The 21,312-nt window shown below is 64.3% G+C and carries 23 protein-coding genes and 1 tRNA gene; 18 read left to right on the forward strand and 6 right to left on the reverse strand.

From position 1 onward, the window contains the following. Positions 1–6: 6 nt before the first annotated feature. On the forward strand, positions 7–597 hold the full coding sequence (locus GSQ89_RS21110; protein ID WP_158928891.1) for a uracil-DNA glycosylase family protein: 591 nt from the start codon (positions 7–9) through the stop codon (positions 595–597). 169 nt (positions 598–766) lie between these two features. Here the strand turns inward: GSQ89_RS21110 and GSQ89_RS21115 are convergent, their stop codons facing one another. Further along, positions 767–2,002, reverse strand: coding sequence for a porin (locus GSQ89_RS21115; protein ID WP_158928893.1), 1,236 nt, complete (start codon positions 2,000–2,002; stop codon positions 767–769). Positions 2,003–2,802: 800 nt separating this feature from the next. On the opposite strand from GSQ89_RS21115, the gene GSQ89_RS21120 reads away from it, so the two are divergent. Both GSQ89_RS21120 and GSQ89_RS21125 read left to right on the forward strand, forming a co-directional pair. After that, entirely contained in the window at positions 2,803–3,945 is a 1,143-nt protein-coding gene (locus GSQ89_RS21120) for an ABC transporter substrate-binding protein (RefSeq protein WP_158928895.1), read from the forward strand. A 9-nt stretch (positions 3,946–3,954) separates the two neighbouring features. After that, complete coding sequence (locus GSQ89_RS21125) at positions 3,955–5,082, forward strand: enolase C-terminal domain-like protein (protein WP_158928897.1); 1,128 nt, start codon at positions 3,955–3,957, stop codon at positions 5,080–5,082. A gap of 36 nt (positions 5,083–5,118) precedes the next feature. Here the strand turns inward: GSQ89_RS21125 and GSQ89_RS21130 are convergent, their stop codons facing one another. Beyond that, on the reverse strand, positions 5,119–6,564 hold the full coding sequence (locus GSQ89_RS21130; protein ID WP_158928899.1) for a hypothetical protein: 1,446 nt from the start codon (positions 6,562–6,564) through the stop codon (positions 5,119–5,121). 157 nt (positions 6,565–6,721) lie between these two features. On the opposite strand from GSQ89_RS21130, the gene GSQ89_RS21135 reads away from it, so the two are divergent. Both GSQ89_RS21135 and GSQ89_RS21140 read left to right on the forward strand, forming a co-directional pair. After that, complete coding sequence (locus GSQ89_RS21135) at positions 6,722–7,927, forward strand: glycoside hydrolase family 5 protein (protein ID WP_158928901.1); 1,206 nt, start codon at positions 6,722–6,724, stop codon at positions 7,925–7,927. 36 nt (positions 7,928–7,963) lie between these two features. Continuing rightward, a complete protein-coding gene (locus GSQ89_RS21140) occupies positions 7,964–9,523 on the forward strand; it encodes a pyridoxal-dependent decarboxylase (protein WP_158928903.1) in 1,560 nt (519 codons plus the stop codon). Between the two features lie 196 nt (positions 9,524–9,719). Here GSQ89_RS21140 and GSQ89_RS21145 read toward each other — a convergent pair whose 3' ends face one another. From GSQ89_RS21145 to asnB, 4 genes are all read right to left on the reverse strand, one after another. Then, positions 9,720–10,604 carry a LysR family transcriptional regulator gene (locus GSQ89_RS21145; protein ID WP_158928905.1) on the reverse strand — a complete coding sequence of 295 codons (885 nt, stop codon included), beginning with the start codon at positions 10,602–10,604 and terminating at the stop codon, positions 9,720–9,722. Positions 10,605–10,744: 140 nt separating this feature from the next. Continuing rightward, a complete protein-coding gene (trxB, locus tag GSQ89_RS21150; RefSeq protein ID WP_158928907.1) occupies positions 10,745–11,713 on the reverse strand; it encodes a thioredoxin-disulfide reductase in 969 nt (322 codons plus the stop codon). A 115-nt stretch (positions 11,714–11,828) separates the two neighbouring features. Then, positions 11,829–11,904, reverse strand: a tRNA-Ala gene (locus GSQ89_RS21155). Between the two features lie 83 nt (positions 11,905–11,987). Further along, positions 11,988–13,751, reverse strand: a complete 1,764-nt coding sequence (gene asnB / locus GSQ89_RS21160; RefSeq protein WP_158928909.1) for an asparagine synthase (glutamine-hydrolyzing) — start codon at positions 13,749–13,751, stop codon at positions 11,988–11,990. A gap of 449 nt (positions 13,752–14,200) precedes the next feature. Here asnB and rpsL point away from each other — a divergent pair, with 449 nt between their 5' ends. The 13 genes from rpsL (at position 14,201) to rpmC (ending at position 21,309) form a co-directional block, all read left to right on the forward strand. Next, on the forward strand, positions 14,201–14,572 hold the full coding sequence (rpsL, locus tag GSQ89_RS21165) for a 30S ribosomal protein S12 (protein WP_158928911.1): 372 nt from the start codon (positions 14,201–14,203) through the stop codon (positions 14,570–14,572). 12 nt (positions 14,573–14,584) lie between these two features. Then, positions 14,585–15,061, forward strand: a complete 477-nt coding sequence (gene rpsG / locus GSQ89_RS21170; protein WP_158928913.1) for a 30S ribosomal protein S7 — start codon at positions 14,585–14,587, stop codon at positions 15,059–15,061. A gap of 64 nt (positions 15,062–15,125) precedes the next feature. Further along, positions 15,126–16,316: an elongation factor Tu gene (tuf, locus tag GSQ89_RS21175; protein WP_158928915.1), complete on the forward strand. Its 1,191-nt coding sequence runs from the start codon at positions 15,126–15,128 to the stop codon at positions 16,314–16,316. A 135-nt stretch (positions 16,317–16,451) separates the two neighbouring features. Further along, entirely contained in the window at positions 16,452–16,760 is a 309-nt protein-coding gene (gene rpsJ, locus GSQ89_RS21180; RefSeq protein ID WP_048860021.1) for a 30S ribosomal protein S10, read from the forward strand. A 4-nt stretch (positions 16,761–16,764) separates the two neighbouring features. Next, complete coding sequence (gene rplC / locus GSQ89_RS21185; protein WP_158928917.1) at positions 16,765–17,481, forward strand: 50S ribosomal protein L3; 717 nt, start codon at positions 16,765–16,767, stop codon at positions 17,479–17,481. A gap of 11 nt (positions 17,482–17,492) precedes the next feature. Further along, positions 17,493–18,143, forward strand: coding sequence for a 50S ribosomal protein L4 (gene rplD / locus GSQ89_RS21190; protein ID WP_158928919.1), 651 nt, complete (start codon positions 17,493–17,495; stop codon positions 18,141–18,143). Beyond that, on the forward strand, positions 18,140–18,460 hold the full coding sequence (locus GSQ89_RS21195) for a 50S ribosomal protein L23 (protein WP_158928921.1): 321 nt from the start codon (positions 18,140–18,142) through the stop codon (positions 18,458–18,460). Before rplD ends, GSQ89_RS21195 begins: the two co-directional genes overlap by 4 nt. Before the next feature lie 12 nt (positions 18,461–18,472). Further along, positions 18,473–19,303: a 50S ribosomal protein L2 gene (gene rplB, locus GSQ89_RS21200; protein ID WP_158928923.1), complete on the forward strand. Its 831-nt coding sequence runs from the start codon at positions 18,473–18,475 to the stop codon at positions 19,301–19,303. Between the two features lies 1 nt (position 19,304). After that, positions 19,305–19,583, forward strand: a complete 279-nt coding sequence (gene rpsS, locus GSQ89_RS21205; RefSeq protein WP_158928925.1) for a 30S ribosomal protein S19 — start codon at positions 19,305–19,307, stop codon at positions 19,581–19,583. Between the two features lies 1 nt (position 19,584). Continuing rightward, positions 19,585–19,977, forward strand: coding sequence for a 50S ribosomal protein L22 (rplV, locus tag GSQ89_RS21210; RefSeq protein WP_158928927.1), 393 nt, complete (start codon positions 19,585–19,587; stop codon positions 19,975–19,977). 1 nt (position 19,978) lies between these two features. Next, on the forward strand, positions 19,979–20,656 hold the full coding sequence (rpsC, locus tag GSQ89_RS21215) for a 30S ribosomal protein S3 (RefSeq protein WP_158928929.1): 678 nt from the start codon (positions 19,979–19,981) through the stop codon (positions 20,654–20,656). 15 nt (positions 20,657–20,671) lie between these two features. Further along, on the forward strand, positions 20,672–21,088 hold the full coding sequence (gene rplP / locus GSQ89_RS21220) for a 50S ribosomal protein L16 (protein ID WP_158928931.1): 417 nt from the start codon (positions 20,672–20,674) through the stop codon (positions 21,086–21,088). Beyond that, positions 21,088–21,309: a 50S ribosomal protein L29 gene (gene rpmC / locus GSQ89_RS21225; protein WP_158928933.1), complete on the forward strand. Its 222-nt coding sequence runs from the start codon at positions 21,088–21,090 to the stop codon at positions 21,307–21,309. The genes rplP and rpmC overlap by 1 nt, the downstream gene beginning before the upstream one ends. Positions 21,310–21,312 lie beyond the last annotated feature (3 nt).

The raw sequence follows: 21,312 nt of genomic DNA on the forward strand, positions 1-21,312 counted from the left end.
GGCCGAATGGCGGATCTGCCCGAGGACAACCTTGCCGCCGCGGTCGACGAAGCGCTCGCCTGCAACGTCTGTGCATCGGTATTGCCGCTTGGTCCACGGCCGGTGCTTCGTGTCTCCGAAACCGCTCGGGTTCTCATCATCGGCCAGGCGCCGGGCACCAAGGTGCATATGACAGGCGTGCCCTGGAACGACGCATCCGGCGATCGGCTGCGCGACTGGCTGCTGATGGACCGGGATCTGTTCTACGATCAGGCTCGTATCGCGATCGTGCCGATGGGACTGTGCTATCCGGGGCGCTTGCCGAAGGGCGGAGACGCACCGCCTCGCCCCGAATGCGCGCCATTGTGGCTGGACCGGTTCATCCGGCTGATGCCTCAGGTGCGGCTGACGCTGCTGGTCGGGTCGTACGCGCTGCGGCACCGGCTGGGGAAAGGTGCGATGACCGACCGGGTGCGCCAGTTTCGCGATCTGGGGCCGGCGATCGTCCCGCTGCCGCATCCGTCCTGGCGGACCACGGGATGGGAACGGCGCAATCCCTGGTTCGGCGAGGAACTGCTGCCGGCGTTGCGTCAGGCGGTTGGGGAGGCGCTTAGATAATACCAAGTCGCGTTGAGGCCGGCCAGTGATCCATCACGGCCCGGCGCCGGGCCATGACGAGGCTGGCATGTCAGCGCGACTTGTTGGGATAGACGGTGTCGCGGACCTCATGCGAGGGCCGCACGTCGGAATCGGCCCGAGCGTAATTGCCCGGGCCGATTCAGTCGTTTTACCAGGTCAACACAGTCGAGAACGTCACGCCCTGATAGCGCGCGTCGACGGTCTTGCCATCGGTCCCCGTGGTGAAGTCGAAATCACCCTGGTGACGTTGGGCGTACTGATATTCGAGGACCAATTGAAGTCCGGGCGCCACTTTGTAGTTGCCGCCAACGGCGAGTTCAAACTCATGACGCTGCGAAGTCCCTACCAGGTCGCCCTGGCCCTGTGAATCGATGACACCGAACTGCGAACCCAGGGTAATCGGGCCATTGGCATAGGTTAACCCAAACAGTTCCGCGTTCATCGACGCGCCACCGGTTGGACGTTCCGCAAGCGCACCGTTGACCGCACCCCCGATGTAGTCGAGCGCCGCGGTGATATTGTAGCTGGTGACGGCTACGCCCGCCTTGTAGAAATTCAGGTTATCGTAACGAATATCGCCCGTGCCGGCGCCCGGCGCGGTCTTCACGATGGTAATGGCCGTCGGATCTTCCTTGCCGGCGGTTTCCCAGAAGCCATAGGTCTTGAAGTCCACCGCGCCGAAGTTGTGTTGATACCGCAAGCCGACGGCGACCTGATTGAGCCAGCGTGTGGGGTCGTTGCCGGAGGAGAGGTTGATGCAGTTGTCGCTAGCCTGACCGCACGTCGCGCTCTGCAACGGACCGCTGCCCGAATCGTTTGAGAATGCATTGCCTTCGTTCGCCGCGTACTGCACGCCCAAGTCAAATCCATAGAATTGCGGCGACAGGTAGACGACCTTGCTGTTGCCGTAGTCCGCGGCGGACTGTGACAGCCAGACGAAGGGGGGGATGACGTTGCTGGGCGCGGATTGCTGCGGTCCACCGCCGTTCAAACCGGTCTCGCCAGCATCCCAGCACTGCGATGTGAAGATACAATTGTCAAACAGACCCAATACGCCGTCTGTCTGGCCAAGACGGACGATACCGGCCTGGTCCGTCGCCATATAGGTAAACGCCCGTCGCACAAAAACCGTTTGGGCAGACGTATTGGCGCTCGGGCTCGACGCCGCCGTGCCGGAGGAACCGTTCGTGCCGCTCTCGAAATTCTCCCGCAGTTCGACGGACGCACCGTAACGAAGGCCGTTCGCGGCCTGCGCATCGAAGCCCGGATACAGGCGCATATAACTGGAAACGCCAACCGGATTCAGCTTGAAACCGCTCGCCGCGCCACCAGCGGCCTGGCCTTTGTCGACACTGGTGAAATTCGCGCTGACATCGGTTTCCACGCGGCCGTTCAGATGGATGACAAGCGTCCCCGGTGCCGGAACCGCATAGGTGTTCGGGGGATACATCGTGCTGAGCGGTCCGGCCGCGACGCTGCCGGATGGGGTGTTGGCGATGCCCCAGGAATTATTGTTGTTGTTCGTGGCGGGACCGGAACCATAGGGCGCGGCCATCTGGCCCTGGGACGGATTGGCGGTCTGGGCATGTGCGAGCGCCATGGTCCCCCCAAGGAGGGCCACGCCGGCCAATAGGGTTTTTCGCATCTCGATCTCCTGATGGCTCGCGACCTGAGCCTATTGGTTTCAACTGATATCTTATTGATCACGGAAGCCGATCGTTTGGCTCCCGCGCCGTGTGGTCGCGGACCGCAATATGAATGTCGTTAACAAATGGAGAAGTGTAAATTTTGAGTTCACATGAATGAAATACAAATAATTGCCAATTTGTCACACTATATTAAAGGAAAAAAAGAATTTAATCTTGATTGTGAACGATTGGTTCATGAATCTGTGGATAGATATATTCAAGTCGTTATGATTCGCGGCAGGCGTATGTAGTACGTTATGTATGGGCATATGTCACAGTCCGGTTTTCTCTCCGTCCGACACATGATTAACCTGGAGACGTCATTCAACTGTAGCATTCATGGTCCGAAATCGTTTGACCTTGAACAAAGACTCATGAGTCGAAATTTACTGCATTACGACTGTGTTAGGCGCGGTTCGACGCCACGCCTTGCCTGATCCTGCACGACACGTCATGAATGGAACGTCATGACTTCAACGCCCCGTCAGGAGCCGCCATGTCGCGCACCACCCTGTTGCTTGCCGGCCTGCTCGCCGCCGCCACCGCCGTCCCCGGCGCCGCCCGGGCGGCAGAACCGGTACGAATCGGCATCACCACCATCCTGAGCGGCCCGACCGCCGACCGCGGCCAGTCTGAGCAATACGGCGCGCAACTGGCGCTGAATGAGATCAATGAGGCAGGCGGCGTGCTGGGCCGGCCGGTGGAGGCATTTTACGCCGACAACGCCTGCAAGCCCGATATCGGCGTGCCCGCGACCAAGCGGCTGATCGAGCAGGAGCACGTCCCGGTCATCATCGGCGCGCTCTGCACGCCGGTGACGCATGCGATCGAGCCGGTGGTGCAGGCGGCGAAAGTGCCACTGCTGATCGCCACCTCGGCCGGGCAGGATTTCGTCGACCGGTCAGGCGTCGGCGGTAATGAATACCTGTTCAAGACCATCCCGTCGGAGGTCGATATCGCCCGCGGATTGATCAAGTTCCTACGCACCAAGAACGTCAAATCCGTCGCCATCGCGGCTGCGGCCGGTGGTTTCCCCCAGGCCAACGCGGTGGCCTTCGCAAAGGCGGCACGGGATGCGGGCATGACGGTCACGGCGCAGGAAGTCATCGCGGCCGGCACCACCGATTTGGCCCCGTTGCTGGACAAACTGAAGGCCGGCTCGCCGGACGAATTATTGGTGATGCCGGGCGGCGCGACCGCGGCGTTCTTCAAAGCCTATGAAGCCTCAGGCTGGAAGGTCCCGGTCAGTGGCCGCTTTGAGCCCGGCGCCGCCCTGGGCGCGGTGTCACCCGCATTCCGCCAGGCCGGTGGCCTCGCGGGCATGACCAGTATCGCGGTATTCGCGCCGCTGATCGACAAGCCGGGGGTGAAGGCGTTCGTTGCGTCCTACCAGGCGCATTACGGGCTGGTTCCGACGCAGCGATCGTTCTTCGTGTACGAAGCGACCTACCTGGCGGTGGACGCCGTAAGGCGTGCCCATGCCGACAAGCCGGGCGCGATCGAGAAGGCCCTGAAGACGACGAGGATGGCCTCGCGCCTGGGCGGCACCTACGCGCCGGACGACCACAACCATGCGCACACGCCGCTGTTCGTTATTGGGCTGCGCGACGGTACGCCGGCGGTGATCGCAACGGAATAGGGTTCGGACATGGCCGACGCGACTATCGACCGCATCCGCCTGTTCCTGGTCGAGAGTCCGATCAAGATGGCGCGTTTGCAGGGCGTGGGAAACGTCAAGGGTTCGGTCAAGCGCGTCCTGGTCGAACTGACCGCGAGCGACGGCGTCGTGGGATGGGGTGAGGCGGCCCCCTGGGAAGTCTTTACCGGAACCGCCGAGGCGGCCTTCGCGGCAATCGACGTCTATCTCCGCCCGCACATCCTCGGCAAACCGGTCAAACGCATACGAGCGCTGATGCTGGCGCTCGATCGCGTCCTGGTCGGACACCCCGAGGCGAAAGTCGCGGTCGAAACGGCGATGCTCGACATCGTCGGCCGATCCGCAGGGCTTTCGGTCGCCGATCTCCTGGGCGGCCGGGTGAGGGACACCATCCCGCTGTCATTTTCGATCGCCGATCCCGATTTCGCCGCCGATCTGGAACGGATGCGGGACATGGTTCCCGCCGGCAACGTCATCTATAAAGTCAAGACCGGCGTGAAGCCACACCGGGAGGACGTCGCCCATCTGGAGGCCATGCGCACCGCGTTCGGCGACACGATCGACCTGCGGATCGATTACAACCAGGCCCTGAAACCGTTCGGCGCGATCAGCATTTTGCGCGATGTGGCGCAATTCGCCCCGACATTCATCGAACAACCGGTGCCGCGCGGCAACCTGGATGCGATGGCGTCGTTCGTCGCGGCGCTCGACACGCCGATCCTGGCGGATGAAAGCTGCTTCGACAGCCGCGACCTGCTGGAGATCATCCGTTTGAAAGCGGCGGACGCGATCTCCATCAAGCTGATGAAGACCGGCAGTCTGCTCAAGGCGCAGGATGTGATGGCGCTGGCCGATACGGCCGGGCTTCCCGGCTACGGCGGCACGCTGTGGGAGGGCGGGATCGGTCTCGCCGCTGGCACGCACCTGATCGCCGCGACCCCCGGCATCTCACTCGGCTGCGAATTCTATATGCCGCACCATGTGCTGACCGAGGACGTGTTGGAGGAGCGAATCCCCAATCGAAACGGGCACGTCGTGGTGCCGGACGGCCCCGGTCTCGGCATCCGCGTCAGTGAGCAATCTGTGCGGGCAAATGCTCGGATTCTGGCCGAGGCCTGAAACCGCCATGACATAACCGGATTGTTCTGTCTGTAATTATCGCCTTTTTTCCGTTCCGGTTCGTTCGTACACCTCCACATCGGGCTCGGTCGCGACGCGGCGCCAGTCGGGCGCAGACAACACCGTATGGAGACCCGCGATCGTGGCGATGCTGTCCCGATCCTGTGGCAGCAGTGCCAGGACCACCCTCTGGTATGGGCGGATACGGCCGGCAATCGAATCGGTGGGACGGAACAGCAGGATCGGCAGGGCAGGGGGCGCCTCGATCCCGAACGCCCCGACAATACCGACGCCGTCATTGCCGCGTGGCAGCAACACGACCCCGTCCCCAACCAAGGCAGCCGCCTCTGCCGCGGCGACGCGATACGGTTGCATCGTTCGGGGTGACAGCAGCAGCCCGGCAATCCCTGCGAATTGGACGGCGAGGACGATGGGCAGGATCAGCGCGTTCCTTTTACCCCTGGCGATCGGCCGTGATGCCCACGCGACCAGCAACGCAACGAACGGCAGCCCGAACGAAAAGTACCGCAGCTCGATCGGCGTGTTGTCGAACACGAAACCCAACAGCAGCAGCCCGATCGGCGGCGCGACAGCCCCGGCCACCACCAGCCGGATCGCCACACCACCACGCCACGGCCGAGCCCTTACGAGCCAAACGACCATCCCGACGGCCACCAGCCCGACGATCGCCTCCACGACCACCCGGCCAACGCCGTCGAAATACAACGGCAGCCCGCCGAACACCGAGGCGGTCTGGTACTTTGCCAACCGCAACAAACTCGGCCAGATCGCGAACGGCGGGAACTGGCCCGGCCGGGCACCGTGCTGGGCCGCGAAAAACCAGACGTCCAGGGCCAGGAACGGCACAGCGGCCGGTACCGCGAGCCAGGCACCCGCCGCGACGATCACCGCCGCGGCAACGAAAACGGCCAGATAGTTGCAGCAGCACGCCGCCCCCAGGCACAGGCCGGCCAGCAACGGACGCCGCCGCAACAGCAGCGCGACCCCGCCCAGCGTCAGCATCTCCGCCGGAGCGAAACCGCGCGCTATCGCATTTGTATAGACAAACCCATAGCACCCCAGCGTCAGCAGCATCGCCGTGGCGGATCGGACTCCGCACCGCCGGGCGATCATCCCGGTCAGCCCCAGCGAAACCAGGCCGAACAGCACCGACAACATGCGGGCGGCGAACAGGCCGGGGCCGAACACTGCGCGCCAACCGACAACCGCCCAGAAATACAACGGCGGATGCACGTCGGTGGAACGCAGGTCGCGGGCAATGTCCGCCAGGCTGGCATGCCCGGTCTGTGCCGCCGCGACCATGCCGGCGGAGAACACGGTCTCGGGCCAATCCGGCCGCGGCGTGCCGGCGGTCAGGAATAAGGTGTATTGCTCATCATACTCCGCCCCGCGCCACCAGGCGGCGGACGTCAACACCAGGGCCGCCAGGCCCATAACCGCGCACCAGGAACGAAATCTCACCGCGTTAACCAAATCTCAGTACTTTCGCGCCACCCTGCCGCCGCGTGTACCAGCCAATGGTTAACGGAGTACTGATGCAGAACGTGTCTCCGCCGTCGGTGCGGCGATCGCGGCAGCCGGCGGAACGCTACGATCCCAGGGCCGCGAAAGCCTCGGTGTGACGCGTTGGTGGTTGGCGCTGGGGATCCTGACATGGCTGCTGGCCGACGGCGGCTGGGCCAATCCTGTGCCGCTCGCCTCGCCCCCCGCGCCTCCGCCGGCCTCTCCGTCATGGCCATCCACCCCCAGTCGTTCCTGCGCGGATAACCCGGACGCACCTGGCCACGCCGGTGAACGCACAAAGTGCCAACCAGCCGCCGCCGCCGCCCTGACCCGAGGCATCAACATCACCGCCTGGTTCCGCTTTCCGGCCAGTCGCGATCCCGCCGCGTTGGCTGCCTACCTCAGCGACCAGGCGCTGGCCGACATCCGAACCGCCGGCTTCGACTTCGTGCGGCTGGCCGTCGACCCGGCCGTCGCCGAAACCCAGCGTCCGGTCCTGATCGCGGCGATCAAGCGCATCCAGCGACAGGGGCTGACCGTGGTGATCTCCCCGCAGCCGCACGATTGGCACCTGGAAACCGATCCCGCCGATCGGGAGCGGCTGCGCACATTCTGGCAAACCCTCGCTCCGGCGTTGCGGCCTCTGGACCCCGCGCGCACGGTGCCGGAAGTGCTGAACGAGCCGGTCTTCCCGCAGGACCCCACCGGCTGGGCGACTTTGCAGCATCAGATTCTGACCGTCATCAGACAGGCTTTGCCCAATGTGACCGTGGTGCTGACCGGCCAGGACTGGGGCAGCATCGGCGGCCTGCTGGCCCTGACGCCAGAGGCCGACCCGAACGTCCTCTACAGCTTCCATTTCTACGATCCGGCGGAACTGACCTCGCTCGCCGCCTACCGACCCGGCCTGGACCGCGCCGCCCTGGCACGCCTGCCGTTTCCCGTGATCGACCGGCCGCGATGCGACGCGACCGCTGACGGAACCGCCGACTCCGCCACGCGGGACCTGATGCGGTACTACTGCGCCTTAGGCTGGGACGTGCCCCGCATCGCCGCAACAATCGACCAAGCCGCCACCTGGGGCCGGCTGCACCATGTGCGGCTGCTGGCCGGTGAGTTCGGCGCCAGCACGGCGCTCAACGCACCCGCACGCACCGCGTGGCTGAAAACAGTCCGCGCCGCGTTCGAGGCCCGCGGTATCGGCTGGGCCCTCTGGGGCTACGACGACGTCATGGGGCTGGCTGTCAGCCGCCCGCCCAGCCGCCGCCCGGCGCTGGATCGGGCCGTGCTGTATGCACTCCATATGACGACAAGGATGTGAATACCCGCCAGGAGGGCGTGAGCCGATATGCGCAAAATGCAAAGCCTTGACCCCACCGATTGGACCGACCTGCGCGCCCTAGGGCACCGCATGATGGATGACATGTTCGACCAGCTCCAGGGCCTGCGCGACGGCCCCGTCTGGCGCCCGATGCCCGACGGCGCGCGCCAGCAGTTGCACCAGGTTCTCCCGCGAGGCCCAACCCCACCCGAAACCGTCTATGAGACTTTCCAGCAACTGGTGCAGCCCTACACCACCGGCAACCTGCATCCGCGCTTCATGGGCTGGGTGCATGGCGGCGGCACGCCGATCGGCATGCTGGCGGAACTTCTGGCCGGCGGCCTGAATGCCAACCTGGGCGGGCGCGATCATGCGCCGATCGAGATCGAGCGCCAGGTGATCGCCTGGGCCGCCGAGATGCTGGGTTTCCCCAATGATGCCTCCGGCGTGCTGGTGACCGGCACCTCGATCGCCAACCTGATCGGCGTTCTGGTGGCACGTTCGGCCAGCCTCGGTCCGTGCGTCCGGCGCAACGGCGTGGGAAACACCAAACTGGTCGCCTACACCTCCGCCGCCGCCCACGGTTGCCTGCCCCGCGCGATGGAGATGGCCGGGCTCGGTCGCGATGCCCTGCGGATGATTCCGTGCGATGACCAAGGGCGGACGAAGCCGGACCTTTTGGCGGCGCGGGTCGCCGAAGACCGAGCGCGCGGCATGCGGCCCTTTCTGCTGGTCGGCACCGCCGGCACCGTGGATATCGGTGCGATCGACGATCTGACCGCGTTGGCCGACTTCGCCGCGACCCAGGACCTGTGGTTCCACGTCGATGCCGCGTTCGGCGCGATCGCGATGCTGGCCCCGAAACTGAGGCCGCTGCTGGCCGGGATTCAGCGTGCCGACTCGGTCGCCTTCGATTTCCACAAATGGGCGCAAGTCCCCTACGACGCCGGCTGCATCATCGTCCGCGACGCCTCCCGCCAACTCGACACGTTCGCCGCCGAGGCCGCCTATCTGCGGCGCGAGGAACGCGGCCTGGCCGGCGGCGGCATCTGGCCCTGCGATCTGGGGCCCGATCTTTCGCGCGGATTCCGGGCGCTGAAGGTATGGATGACCCTGTCCGTCTACGGCGCCGATCAGATCGGAGCAGTCGCCCAGCAGACCTGCGACCTCGCCGCCACCCTGGCAGCCCGAATCGACCGTGAACCGGCGCTGCAACGCCTGGCACCTGTCGCGCTCAACATCGTCTGCTTCCGCTTCGTCGCCGCCGAGGGCGATCTGGACCGGCTGAACGCCGACATCGTCGCCGATCTGCAAGAGGCAGGGATTGCCGCGCCGTCCACCACGACCGTCGATGGCACGCTGGCGATCAGGGCGGCGATCGTGAACCACCGGACGAACCATGCCGATATCGCGATCCTGGTCGACTCTGTGCTGGAACTGGGCCGCGCCCGGGCGGGGCAGGGGGCCGAAAAGAAAGTGCCCCCGGTTATTCACCGGGGGCAAGTGTACAGGGAGGCTTCACGTCTGGGAGACGCAGGGGCCAGAGGCCCCCTTCCAGCGACTGGCGCTGGAACTCTGGCGGCAGTGCCGCCGTAACTGGTGAGAGGTGTTTAATACCGCACCTGCGAAGCGAACCAGTGCCGAGAACCGGCAGCCGGCATGCTGCTGGCGCATGACTACTCAGAAGAGGCCGTGAAAAACGAATGCCTGGGGTGCGCCCTAGGCGAGACTCGGGGCCGGCAGACAGTCATAAACTGGCCGGAACGCTGATTTTACGCGAAAATTCAAGCGCTTAGTGCATCTCCGCGAGCCGAGCCAGCAGGAAGTCGCGGAACACGGCCACCCGCTTCGAATTCCGCAGTTCCTCCGGATAGACGAAGAAAACGTCCACCTTCGGCCCTTTCAGGTCGGTCAGCACGTGGACGAGGTCCGGATTCTCATTCACCAGGTAGTCCGGCATCGCGCCGATTCCCATGCCGGAGCGAACCGCCAGCAACACGGCGTGGATTGAATTCACCTCCAGCAGCGCCCGGCGCGGATTGCCGGGCCGCCGGCCGGCGTCGGCGAGCCAGTTGACTTCCTGGATCGGCGGATGGTGCTGGCCGAACAGGATCAGGCGATGCGCGTCGAGATCCTCCGCCCGCTGCGGCACCCCGTGCTTCTTGAGGTATTCCGGGGACGCGACGACATGCCACTGCATCGTCATCAGATGCCGCTGCACCAGATCGGGCTGCTTCGGCGGATGCATGCGAATCGCCACATCGGCTTCCCGCATCGCCAGATCGAGTTCGGCGTCATCCAGCAGCAGCGACACCGACACGTCCGGATAGGCTTCCAGGAAGGCGTTCAGCCGAGGCGCCAGCCAGGCTGACCCGAAACCGACGGTTGTGGTTACCTTTATCCGGCCGGCGGGCTTTTCCTTGCTTTCCGTCAGCAGTGCCTCGGTAATCGCCAGTTTGGCGAACACCTCCCGCACTGTGCGGTTCAGCGACTCGCCCTGTTCGGTCAGGATCAGGCCGCGCGCATGGCGGTGAAACAACGGAACCTGGAGTGCCTCCTCCAGCGCGGAAATCTGACGCGATACGGCCGATTGGCTCAGGCTGAGCGTGTCTCCCGCATGCGTGAAACTGCCAGCCTCCGCCACGGCGTGAAACACACGCAGCTTATCCCAGTCCATCACGAAGTCTCTCCCAGCGGCGAGGCGGGGTCGCGGCCGTGTTCAGTCAACCGCCCGCCATGCCTGTGTGCAGCGCGGCAAAGCTAACCATACTTTCACGAGTCATGTGACGGAATTTGAAGTCTTCCGGTAATTTTTGCTCAGTCTGCGGCCAATGAGGGACGGATTTCGTGTTCGGCGACGTATTTCTCGGCTTCCAGTGCCGCCATGCAGCCGGTTCCGGCCGCTGTGACCGCCTGGCGGAAGATTTTGTCCTGCACGTCGCCGGCCGCGAACACGCCGGGAACCGAGGTCCTTGTGCTTCCAGGCACGGTGCGGATGTAGCCGTCGGCGTCCATGTCGACATGGCCGGCGAAGATCGCGGTGGTTGGGGAATGGCCGATGGCGATGAACACGCCATCCGCCGGCAGCACCGACTCGGCGCCCGTGGCGGTGTTGTGCAGGTGAACGCCGGTGACGACCTCGGGCGTGCCGCCGCCGACGATCTCCTTCACCGTGCTGTTCCAGATCACCTCGATCTTGGGATGGGCGAACAGCCTGTTCTGCAGGATTTTCTCGGCCCGCAGGCTGTCCCGGCGATGGATCAGCGTCACTTTCTCGGCGTGGTGGGTCAGATAAAGCGCTTCCTCCACCGCCGTGTTGCCGCCGCCGACCACCGCGACCGTCTTGCCGCGATAGAAGAACCCGTCGCATGTGGCGCACGCCGACACGCCGCGGCCTTGCAAGGTCTGCTCCGACTCGAGACCGAGCCAGCGGGCTTGGGCGCCGGTGGCGATAACGATGGAGTCGGCCGTGTACAGGTCGCCCGAGTCGCCCTGGCACCGGAACGGTTGCTTCGAAAAATCCACGCTGGTGATCAGGTCGTGGATGACGTGGGTGCCGACATGGGTGGCCTGGGCCTCCATCTGCTCCATCAGCCACGGCCCTTGGATGACGTCGGCGAAGCCCGGGTAATTCTCAACGTCGGTGGTGATCATAAGCTGGCCGCCGGGCTGCATGCCCGCCACCAGGATCGGCGACAGGTTGGCGCGCGCGGCATAGATGGCGGCGGTATAGCCGGCGGGTCCGGCGCCGATGATCAGGACCTTGGTATGGTGGATTTGGCTCATGCCTGAACATATCGGTGCGCCCGGGTTCGGGGCAAGCAACGCCATCGCAGCCGGCGATAGCCTGGTCGGCGTCGGATAAAAACACTCAAGGGAAACACGCGTGTACCGGGGATGGTGGTGGAGCTGAGGGGAATCGAACCCCTGACCTCCTCATTGCGAACGAGGCGCTCTCCCAACTGAGCTACAGCCCCATCGCCGGTATCAGCGTCCGGCATGACACCGGTCGCGCGAGGCGCCCCTAATGATCGGAGCGTCCGGGGAAGTCAACAGGCTTTTACCGCGTCGAAAGTGTCTCCCACACATCGCCCGCCGGTGGCAGGCCCAGGATGTGCCGGCGGTGCCACAATGCGTAGAACAGCAGTGCCCAACACGCGAAGCCGTGCCGCCAGCGGCGGATGTTTGCGAACAAGGCGGTCACCATCTCGGGGTGGGCGATCTCCGCCACGCCCGGCTGCGCGGCCACCAGCGGACCCAGGCGCGCACCCTGTGCTTTGATCCATTCGCCGACCGGCACGGTGAATCCGGATTTGGGGGCGAAGGGCTGCGCGGCCGGCTGGTTCTTCTCCAGCCATTTCCGCAGGATCCATTTGCCCATGCCGCGCCGCAGTTTCATGTGGTCGGGCAGGCGATAGGCGGCGGCCATCACGCCGGAATCGAGGAACGGCGTGCGTCCCTCCACCGCATGGGCCATCATGCAGCGGTCCAGCTTCAGCAGCAGGTCGTGCGGCAGCCAGTCCGTCATGTCCAGCGCCTGGGCCGCCGCCAGCGGGGAGCGTCCGCCCTCGGCCGCCTGTAATTCGGCCGCGGCCATGCCGTCGTGCCAGGCGACCGGCCGGTTGCGCAGGACCGGAACCTTGTCGAAATTGCCGCCGGCCCACATCGCCCGGCCGCCACGCCACCAGGGTAGCGTCGCCTGACGATAGCGTTTGTAGCCGCCGAAGATCTCGTCGCCACCCTCCCCGGTCAGCACGACCTTGACATCCTGGCGGGCTCGGCGGGCGAGGAACCAGGACGGGATGATGGCATAATCCATGGTGGGATCGTCCATCGCGGCGACGATTTCCGGCAGATGCCGCCAGACCATCTTTTCGGTGACCTCGATCGACTCGTGCTTGGCGCCGACGGCGCGGGCGATCGCGGCGGCCTGTTCGCGTTCGTCGGCGGCGCCGGGGGCGTCGAAACCGGCGGTGAAGGCCAGCACCGGCTGGTCGTTGAGCCGAGCCATGAGGGTGATAAGGGTGGCGCTGTCGATGCCGCCGGACAGGAACATGCCATAGGGCACGTCGCTGCGCTGGTGCAGGTCGACACTTTCCATCAGCGCCTGGTCGAGTCGGCGCATCGCGGTGTCTTCGTCGATATCCTCGGGCGGTTCGGCGGGAACGGGGTTGATCCGACGCCGTTCCAGGATATGGCCGTCGGCGCAGGTTATGCTCTCGCCGGGCAGGACGCGCTGGATGCCCTGGAAGATGGTATCGGCGCCGGTGGTGAACTGCAGTTGCAGCAGTTCCTCGACCGCGGCCGGCCGCACGGCGCGCTTGACCAGGCCGGCTTCCAGCAGTGCCTGAGGTTCCGAACTGAAGGCCAGGCCGCCGTCGATCGTGGCGATGTAGAGCGGCTTGATACCGAACGGGTCGCGCGTCAGGGTCACGGTGCGGCGCACCCGTTCATGGATGGCGATGCCGTACATGCCCCGAAGGTGCTTGGCATAGTCGAGCCCGTCGCGCAGCCACAGGTGCAGCGGCGGCTCGCAATCGCTGTTGGTGGCGAAGTTGACGCCGGGCAGCGACTCGCGCAATTCGCGGTAATTGTAGACCTCGCCGTTGGCGACCAGAGTGGCAGGCCCGGCGAAAAACGGCTGGTCGCCGGTGGCAAGGTCGATGATTGCCAGGCGATTTTGCAGCAGCGCCACCCGGCCCATCACCGCATGGCCGGTGCCGTCGGGTCCGCGATGCTGCAGGGCGTCGATCAGCTTCGATAGGACCATGGGATCGGGTGGTGCGGCGCCGGAAGACAAGATCAGCCCAGCGATGCCGCACATACTATAGAATCTCTCCGAAAGCCGAGCCGTGCGAGAGCGATAGCCTAATTGGCCGCGCCTGTCGCCGGGGTTCTGGCGTTAGGGTTCTGGCGCCGGGTTCCGCTGATGCGGCCGTACCGCCGAACCCGATCCGGATGCCGCGAATGGCGGGCATGCACGAATCAGCGAAACGGCCTGCCTTGAACGCTTGACTCGGCTCGGGCGGGCTTCTAGAGATCGCGCCCTCGGCCAACCCAAGGATTACCTCATGGGATGGTCGTCGGTTCGCAGGCAAACGACGCACGCGGCGCCGCCCTTCCTTCAGGATGGGCTTAGGCCGTCTGCCCATCGTCACCCCGCTGGATGGGAGCTTCCCCATGCCGGTGGGCTTTGTCTGTTAAGCGACGATCGACCCAAGATCCGCGGCGAAGCCCAGTACGGATAGCGACTACGAAAAGAGAAAGAGGTCCATGCCGACCATCAACCAGCTTATCGCCCATGGGCGCGAGCGGCCGAAGACCCGGAACTCGGTTCCGGCGCTGCAAGGCTGCCCGCAGAAGCGTGGGGTTTGCACGCGCGTCTATACGACGACGCCGAAGAAGCCGAACTCGGCGCTGCGTAAAGTCGCGAAGGTTCGTCTGACCAACGGCTATGAGGTGGTGAGCTACATTCCCGGCGAAGGCCACAATTTGCAGGAACACTCGGTGGTTCTGATCCGCGGCGGACGCGTGAAGGATTTGCCGGGCGTTCGTTACCACATCCTGCGTGGCGTGCTGGATACCCAGGGCCTGCCCAAGCGTCGTCAGCGCCGGTCGCTGTATGGCGCGAAGCGGCCGAAGTAAGAGGGCGATCGCATGTCTCGTCGTCACCGCGCCGATAAGCGCGAAATCCTGCCGGATGCGAAGTTCGGCGATGTCGTCCTCAGCCGTTTCATGAACGCGCTGATGTACGACGGCAAGAAGTCGGCTGCCGAGGGCATCGTCTACAATGCCCTGGACGTCCTGAAGCGGCGTGGCGGCAGTGCCGCCGACCCGATCCGGATGTTCCATGAGGCGCTGGACAACGTGAAGCCGGCGGTCGAAGTCCGGTCGCGGCGTGTTGGCGGTGCCACGTATCAGGTGCCGGTCGAAGTCCGGGCGGAACGGCGTCAGGCGCTGGCGATCCGCTGGATCATCGATGCGGCCCGCAAGCGCGGGGAGCATACGATGCAGGATCGTTTGTCCAACGAGTTGCTGGATGCGGTGAACAACCGTGGTTCGGCGGTGAAGAAGCGTGAAGACACCCACCGGATGGCCGAAGCCAACAAGGCTTTCAGCCATTACCGCTGGTAGCGTCAGCCTGCGTAAAATTTAGGTCACAACCCAAAAGATCCGGTGGATCTACGGAGATACGACGATGGGTAAGGCGAAATTCGAGCGGAACAAGCCGCACTGCAACATTGGCACGATCGGCCACGTCGATCATGGCAAGACGTCGCTAACGGCCGCCATCACCAAGGTGCTGGCGAAGACCGGTGGCGCCACGTTCACGGCGTACGACCAGATCGACAAGGCGCCGGAAGAGAAGGCGCGTGGCATCACGATCTCCACCGCGCACGTGGAATATGAGACGGCGAACCGCCACTACGCGCACGTCGACTGCCCCGGCCACGCCGACTATGTGAAGAACATGATCACCGGCGCGGCGCAGATGGACGGCGCCATCCTGGTGGTGTCCGCCGCCGACGGCCCGATGCCGCAGACGCGGGAGCACATCCTGCTCGCCCGCCAGGTCGGCGTGCCGGCGCTGGTGGTGTTCCTGAACAAGTGCGACATGGTCGACGATCCGGAACTGCTGGAACTGGTCGAGATGGAAGTGCGCGAACTTCTGTCGTCCTATCAGTTCCCCGGCGACGACATCCCCATCATCCATGGGTCCGCGCTGATGGCTCTGGAAGACAAGAACCCGGAACTCGGCAACGACGCGATCCTGAAGCTGATGGCGGCGGTCGACGAGTATATCCCGCAGCCGGTTCGCGCGACAGAGCGTCCGTTCCTGATGCCGATCGAGGATGTGTTCTCGATCTCCGGCCGCGGCACCGTGGTGACCGGCCGTGTCGAGCGCGGCATCGTCAAGGTCGGCGAGGAAGTCGAGATCGTCGGTATCAAGACCACCGTGAAGACGGTCGTGACCGGCGTCGAGATGTTCCGCAAGCTGCTCGATCAGGGCCAGGCCGGCGACAACATCGGCGCCCTGCTGCGCGGCACCAAGCGTGAGGACGTTGAGCGCGGCCAGGTTCTGGCCAAGCCCGGCAGCATCACGCCGCACACCAAGTTCAAGGCGGAAGCTTACATTCTGACGAAGGAAGAAGGCGGCCGTCATACTCCGTTCTTCACCAACTACCGGCCGCAGTTCTACTTCCGCACGACCGACGTGACGGGTGTGGTGAACTTGCCGGAAGGCACCGAAATGGTGATGCCGGGCGACAACGTGTCCATGGACGTCGAACTCATCCATCCGATCGCGATGGACGACGGCCTGCGTTTCGCGATCCGCGAAGGTGGCCGCACCGTCGGCGCCGGCGTGGTTGCCAGCATCCAGGCCTGATAACGAAACGATGCCGGTGCCCGACCTTGTCGGTTGGGCACCGGCGCTCGTTTCGGCGGGAACTAGGTGTGTGATCGTTTGAGGCGTCTCGTCCGAAAACGTGAATTACACGCTCAAGCAAAGTGTTAGCGAACGATGGACAATCAGAATATCCGCATCCGCCTGAAGGCCTACGATCACCGCGTGCTGGACAACAGCACGAAGGAGATCGTGAACACGGCCAAGCGCACGGGTGCCCGGGTTCGCGGACCGATCCCGCTGCCGACCCATATCGAGCGTTTCACGGTGAACCGCTCCCCGCACGTGGACAAGAAAAGCCGTGAGCAGTTCGAGATCCGGACGCATCGGCGGCTGCTGGACATCGTGGAACCGACCCCGCAGACGGTGGACGCGCTGATGAAGCTCGACCTCGCCGCCGGCGTGGATGTTGAGATCAAGATCTAAGACCATGCCCCAACCATTACGCACCGGTCTCCTGGCCAAGAAGCTTGGTATGACCCGGATATTCAAGGATGACGGCACCCATGTGCCCGTCACCGTCCTGCATCTGGACCAGGTCCAGGTCGTCGCCGCGCGCACGGAAGAAAAGGACGGTTACACCGCCGTCCAGATCGGCTGGGGCAAGGCGAAGGTGAAGAACGTTACGCAGCCTCAGCGCGGCCACTACGCGAAAGCGAAGGTCGAGCCGAAGCAGAAGCTGGTGGAATTCCGGGTTGCCCCGGATGCGCTGTTGGAGCCGGGTGCGACCCTATCCGCCGCGCATTTCAGCGCCGGCCAGAAGGTCGATGTCTGTGGCACCTCCAAGGGCAAGGGCTTTGCCGGCGGCATGAAGCGCTGGAACTATGCCGGCCTTGAGGCATCGCACGGTGTGTCGGCCAGTCATCGGTCGCTGGGTTCGACGGGTAACCGGCAGGATCCCGGCAGGACTTTCAAGAACAAGAAGATGGAAGGCCATCTCGGCGTCGATCGGATCACCACCCTGAACTTGGAAGTGGCGGCCGTGGACGCGGATAAGGGCCTGCTGATGATCAAGGGTGCCGTCCCGGGCAGCAAGAACGGCTACGTGCTGGTGCGCGATGCCATCAAGCGCGCGCGTCCGGACGATGCGGCTTATCCGGCGGCGCTGGTCGAAGCCCCCACGGCAGAAACACCGGTCGCGGGCTGAGGAACAGGCAGATGCAGATCGATATCATCACGCTTGAGAATGCCGCCGCCGGTAGCGCCGAGTTGCCCGACGACATTTTCAAGATCGAGCCGCGCAAAGACATCATGGCGCGTGTTGTCCACTGGCAGTTGTCGAAGCGCCGCGGTGGCAACCACAAGGCCAAGGGGATGGCGGAAGTCTCCGGCACCACCAAGAAGCCCTACAAGCAGAAGGGCACCGGCAACGCCCGCCAGGGCAGCTTGCGGTCGCCGCAGTTCCGCACCGGTGGCGTCGTGCATGGCCCGGTTGTCCGCTCGCACGAATACAGCCTGAACAAGAAGGTTCGCCGTCTCGGGCTGATCTCCGCGCTGTCGCAGAAGCTGGCCGAGAACAAGCTGGTGGTGCTGGATGCCGCGACCCACGCGCCGAAGACCGCTGAGCTGGCGAAGAAGATCAAGGCGCTGGGCTGGACGTCGGCGCTGATCATCGACGGCGCGGTGGATGACGGCTTCATGCGCGCCTGCCGCAACATCCATAAGCTGGATGTGCTGCCGACCGTCGGCGCCAATGTCTATGACATCCTGAACCACGACATGCTGGCGATCACGACCGCCGGGCTCGAGGGTTTGAAGGCGCGCATCAATGGTGCGCCGGCCGCCGCTGTTACGGGAGAGGCCGCATGACCGTCGCACCGAAAAAGCCGCTGTCGAAAGAGCGGATGTACAACATCATTCGCGCCCCACTGATCACCGAGAAGATGACCGCTCTGACGGAGCTGAATCAGGTCGGCTTCAAGGTCGCGATCGACGCTACCAAGCCCGAGATCGCCGCGGCGGTCGAGGCACTGTTCAGTGTGAAGGTCACTTCGGTGAACACGCTGATCCAGAAAGGCAAGACCAAGCGCTTTAAGGGCCGTCCGGGCGTACGTTCGGATGTCAAGAAAGCCATCGTGACGCTGGCACCCGGCCAGTCGATCGATTTCACCACCAGCCTCGCATAAGGCTCGCGGAAGATGGCACTCAGGCAATTCAATCCGGTCACGGCCAGCCTTCGCGGCACCGTGCTGATCAACCGTTCGGAACTGTGGAAGGGCAAGCCGGTCAAGGGCTTGACCGAAGGTCAGCACAGCCATGGCGGACGTAACAATCATGGTCGCATCACCACAAGGTTCCGTGGCGGCGGGCACAAGCAGGCCTATCGCGTGGTCGACTTCAAGCGTCGCAAGTTCGACGTGGCCGGCGTGGTGGAGCGGCTGGAATATGATCCCAATCGCACCGCGTTCATCGCGCTGATCAAGTATGCGGACGGGGAACTGGCCTACATCCTGGCGCCGCAGCGCCTGAAGGTGGGTGATCCAATCATCGCTGGCGCTCGCGTAGATATCAAGCCGGGCAACGCGATGCCGCTGGCCGCGATCCCGGTGGGCACGATCATCCACAACATCGAGATGAAGGTCGGCGCCGGCGGCAAGATCGCTCGGTCCGCCGGCACCTTCGCTCAGTTGGTCGGCAAGGACAGTGGCTACGCCCAGATCAAGCTGATGTCCGGCGAAGTTCGTATCGTCCGGTCGGAATGCATCGCCTCGGTCGGGGCAGTGTCCAATCCGGACAACATGAACCAAAAGCTGGGCAAGGCTGGCCGCATGCGGTGGCTGGGCTTCAAGCCGCACAACCGCGGTGTCGTCATGAACCCGGTCGATCATCCGCTGGGTGGTGGCGAAGGCCGCAGCTCCGGTGGACGTCATCCGGTCTCGCCATGGGGGCAGCCGGCGAAGGGTTACAAGACTCGCGGCAACAAGCGGACGGATAGCCTGATCATCCGCCGCCGCAACAAGGGCAAGTAAGATGGCGCGTTCCGTATGGAAGGGTCCGTTCGTCGACGGCTACCTGTTGGCCAAGGCCGAAGCGGCGAAAGCGTCCGCACGCAACGAGATCATCAAGATCTGGTCGCGTCGTTCGACGATCCTGCCGCAGTTCGTCGGCCTGACCTTTGGGGTCTACAACGGCCACAAATTCCTGCCCGTGCAGGTGAATGAGAACATGGTCGGCCACAAGTTCGGTGAATTCTCGCCGACCCGCACCTTCAGCGGTCACGCGGCCGACAAGAAGGCGAGGCGCGGCTGAGATGAGCAAGCCATCCCATGATCGGGGCCTTCCGGACACCGAGGCCCAGTGCATCGTCAGCAACCTGCGGATCAGCCCGCGCAAGCTGAACCTGGTCGCGGCGATGATCCGTAACCTGCCGGCCGGTAAAGCCGTCGCCACGCTGACGTTCAGCAAGCGCCGTATCGCCGACCAGGTGAAGAAGGCGCTGCAAAGCGCCATCGCCAACGCCGAGAACAACCATTCGCTCGATGTCGATCGTTTGGTCGTGGCGCGCGCCGAGGTTGGCCGCTCCATCGTGATGCGCCGCTTCCATGCGCGTGGCCGCGGTCGCGCCGCTCGTGTGGAAAAATGGTTCAGCCATCTGAAGATCGTCGTGGCGGAACGCGCACAGGACGAAGGGGAGACCGCATAATATGGGTCACAAAGTCAATCCGGTCGGCCTGCGCCTCGGCATCAACCGCACCTGGGACAGCCGCTGGTTCGCCGGCACCGACTATTCCAAGTTGCTGCATGAGGACTTCAAGCTTCGCAGCCACCTGCGCACCAAGCTGCGCGGGGCCGGCGTGTCTCGCGTGGTAATCGAACGCCCTGCGAAGAAGCCGCGTGTTACGATCTACGCCGCTCGGCCGGGTGTGGTGATCGGCAAGAAGGGCCAGGACATCGAGACCTTGAAGAAGGATCTCACCAAGATGGCCAAGGCCGAGGTGTCGCTGAACATCGTCGAAATCCGCAAGCCGGAAATCGACGCGACCCTGGTAGCCGAGAACATCGCCCAGCAGTTGGAGCGTCGCGTGGCGTTCCGCCGGGCGATGAAGCGGGCGGTGCAGTCGGCGATGCGTCTGGGTGCCCAGGGCATCCGGATCAATTGCGGCGGCCGTCTTGGCGGCGCGGAAATCGCACGGGTGGAGTGGTATCGCGAGGGTCGCGTGCCGTTGCATACGCTGCGTGCCGACATCGATTACGGGATTGCGACGGCGAAGACGACCTATGGCACCTGCGGCGTGAAGGTGTGGGTGTTCAAGGGCGAAATCCTTGCCCATGACCCGATGGCTCAGGACCGCAAGGCCGCCGAACAGGCTCCGCAGCGGTAGATGGAATTGTAGAAGATGCTTTCTCCGAAACGGACAAAATATCGCAAGCAGCACAAGGGCCGCATCCATGGCTTGTCCAAGGGTGGCACCGCGCTGAACTTCGGCTCCTTCGGCCTCAAGGCCCTGGAGCCTGAGCGGATCACCGCGCGGCAGATCGAGTCCGCTCGCCGGGCGATTACGCGTGCGATGAAGCGCGCGGGGCGTGTGTGGATCCGGATTTTCCCGGATGTGCCGGTGTCGACGAAACCGGCCGAAGTCCGCATGGGCTCCGGCAAGGGCTCGCCGGAGTTCTGGGTGGCACGCGTCGCCCCGGGCCGCATCATGTTTGAGATCGACGGCGTGACGCCGGAACTCGCCCGCGAGGCGCTGACCCTCGGGGCGGCCAAGCTGCCGATCCGGACGAAATTCATCGCGCGGATCGGAGACGCCTGATGGCCAAGAATGCGCTCTACAAGGCTGGCGATGTCCGGGCGAAGACGCCGGATGAGCTGTCGGGGCTGCTGCTGGATCTGCGCAAGGAGCAGTTCAACCTGCGCTTCCAGCGTGCCACCGGCCAATTGGAAGGCACCGGCCGGGTGCGTGAATGTCGCCGCGAGATCGCTCGCGTGAAAACCATCCAGGCGGAAAAGACTCGTTCCGCCGGTAAGTCGTAAGGA

The sequence above is a fragment of the Acidisphaera sp. S103 genome (assembly GCF_009765975.1).
GTDB lineage: Bacteria > Pseudomonadota > Alphaproteobacteria > Acetobacterales > Acetobacteraceae > Rhodopila.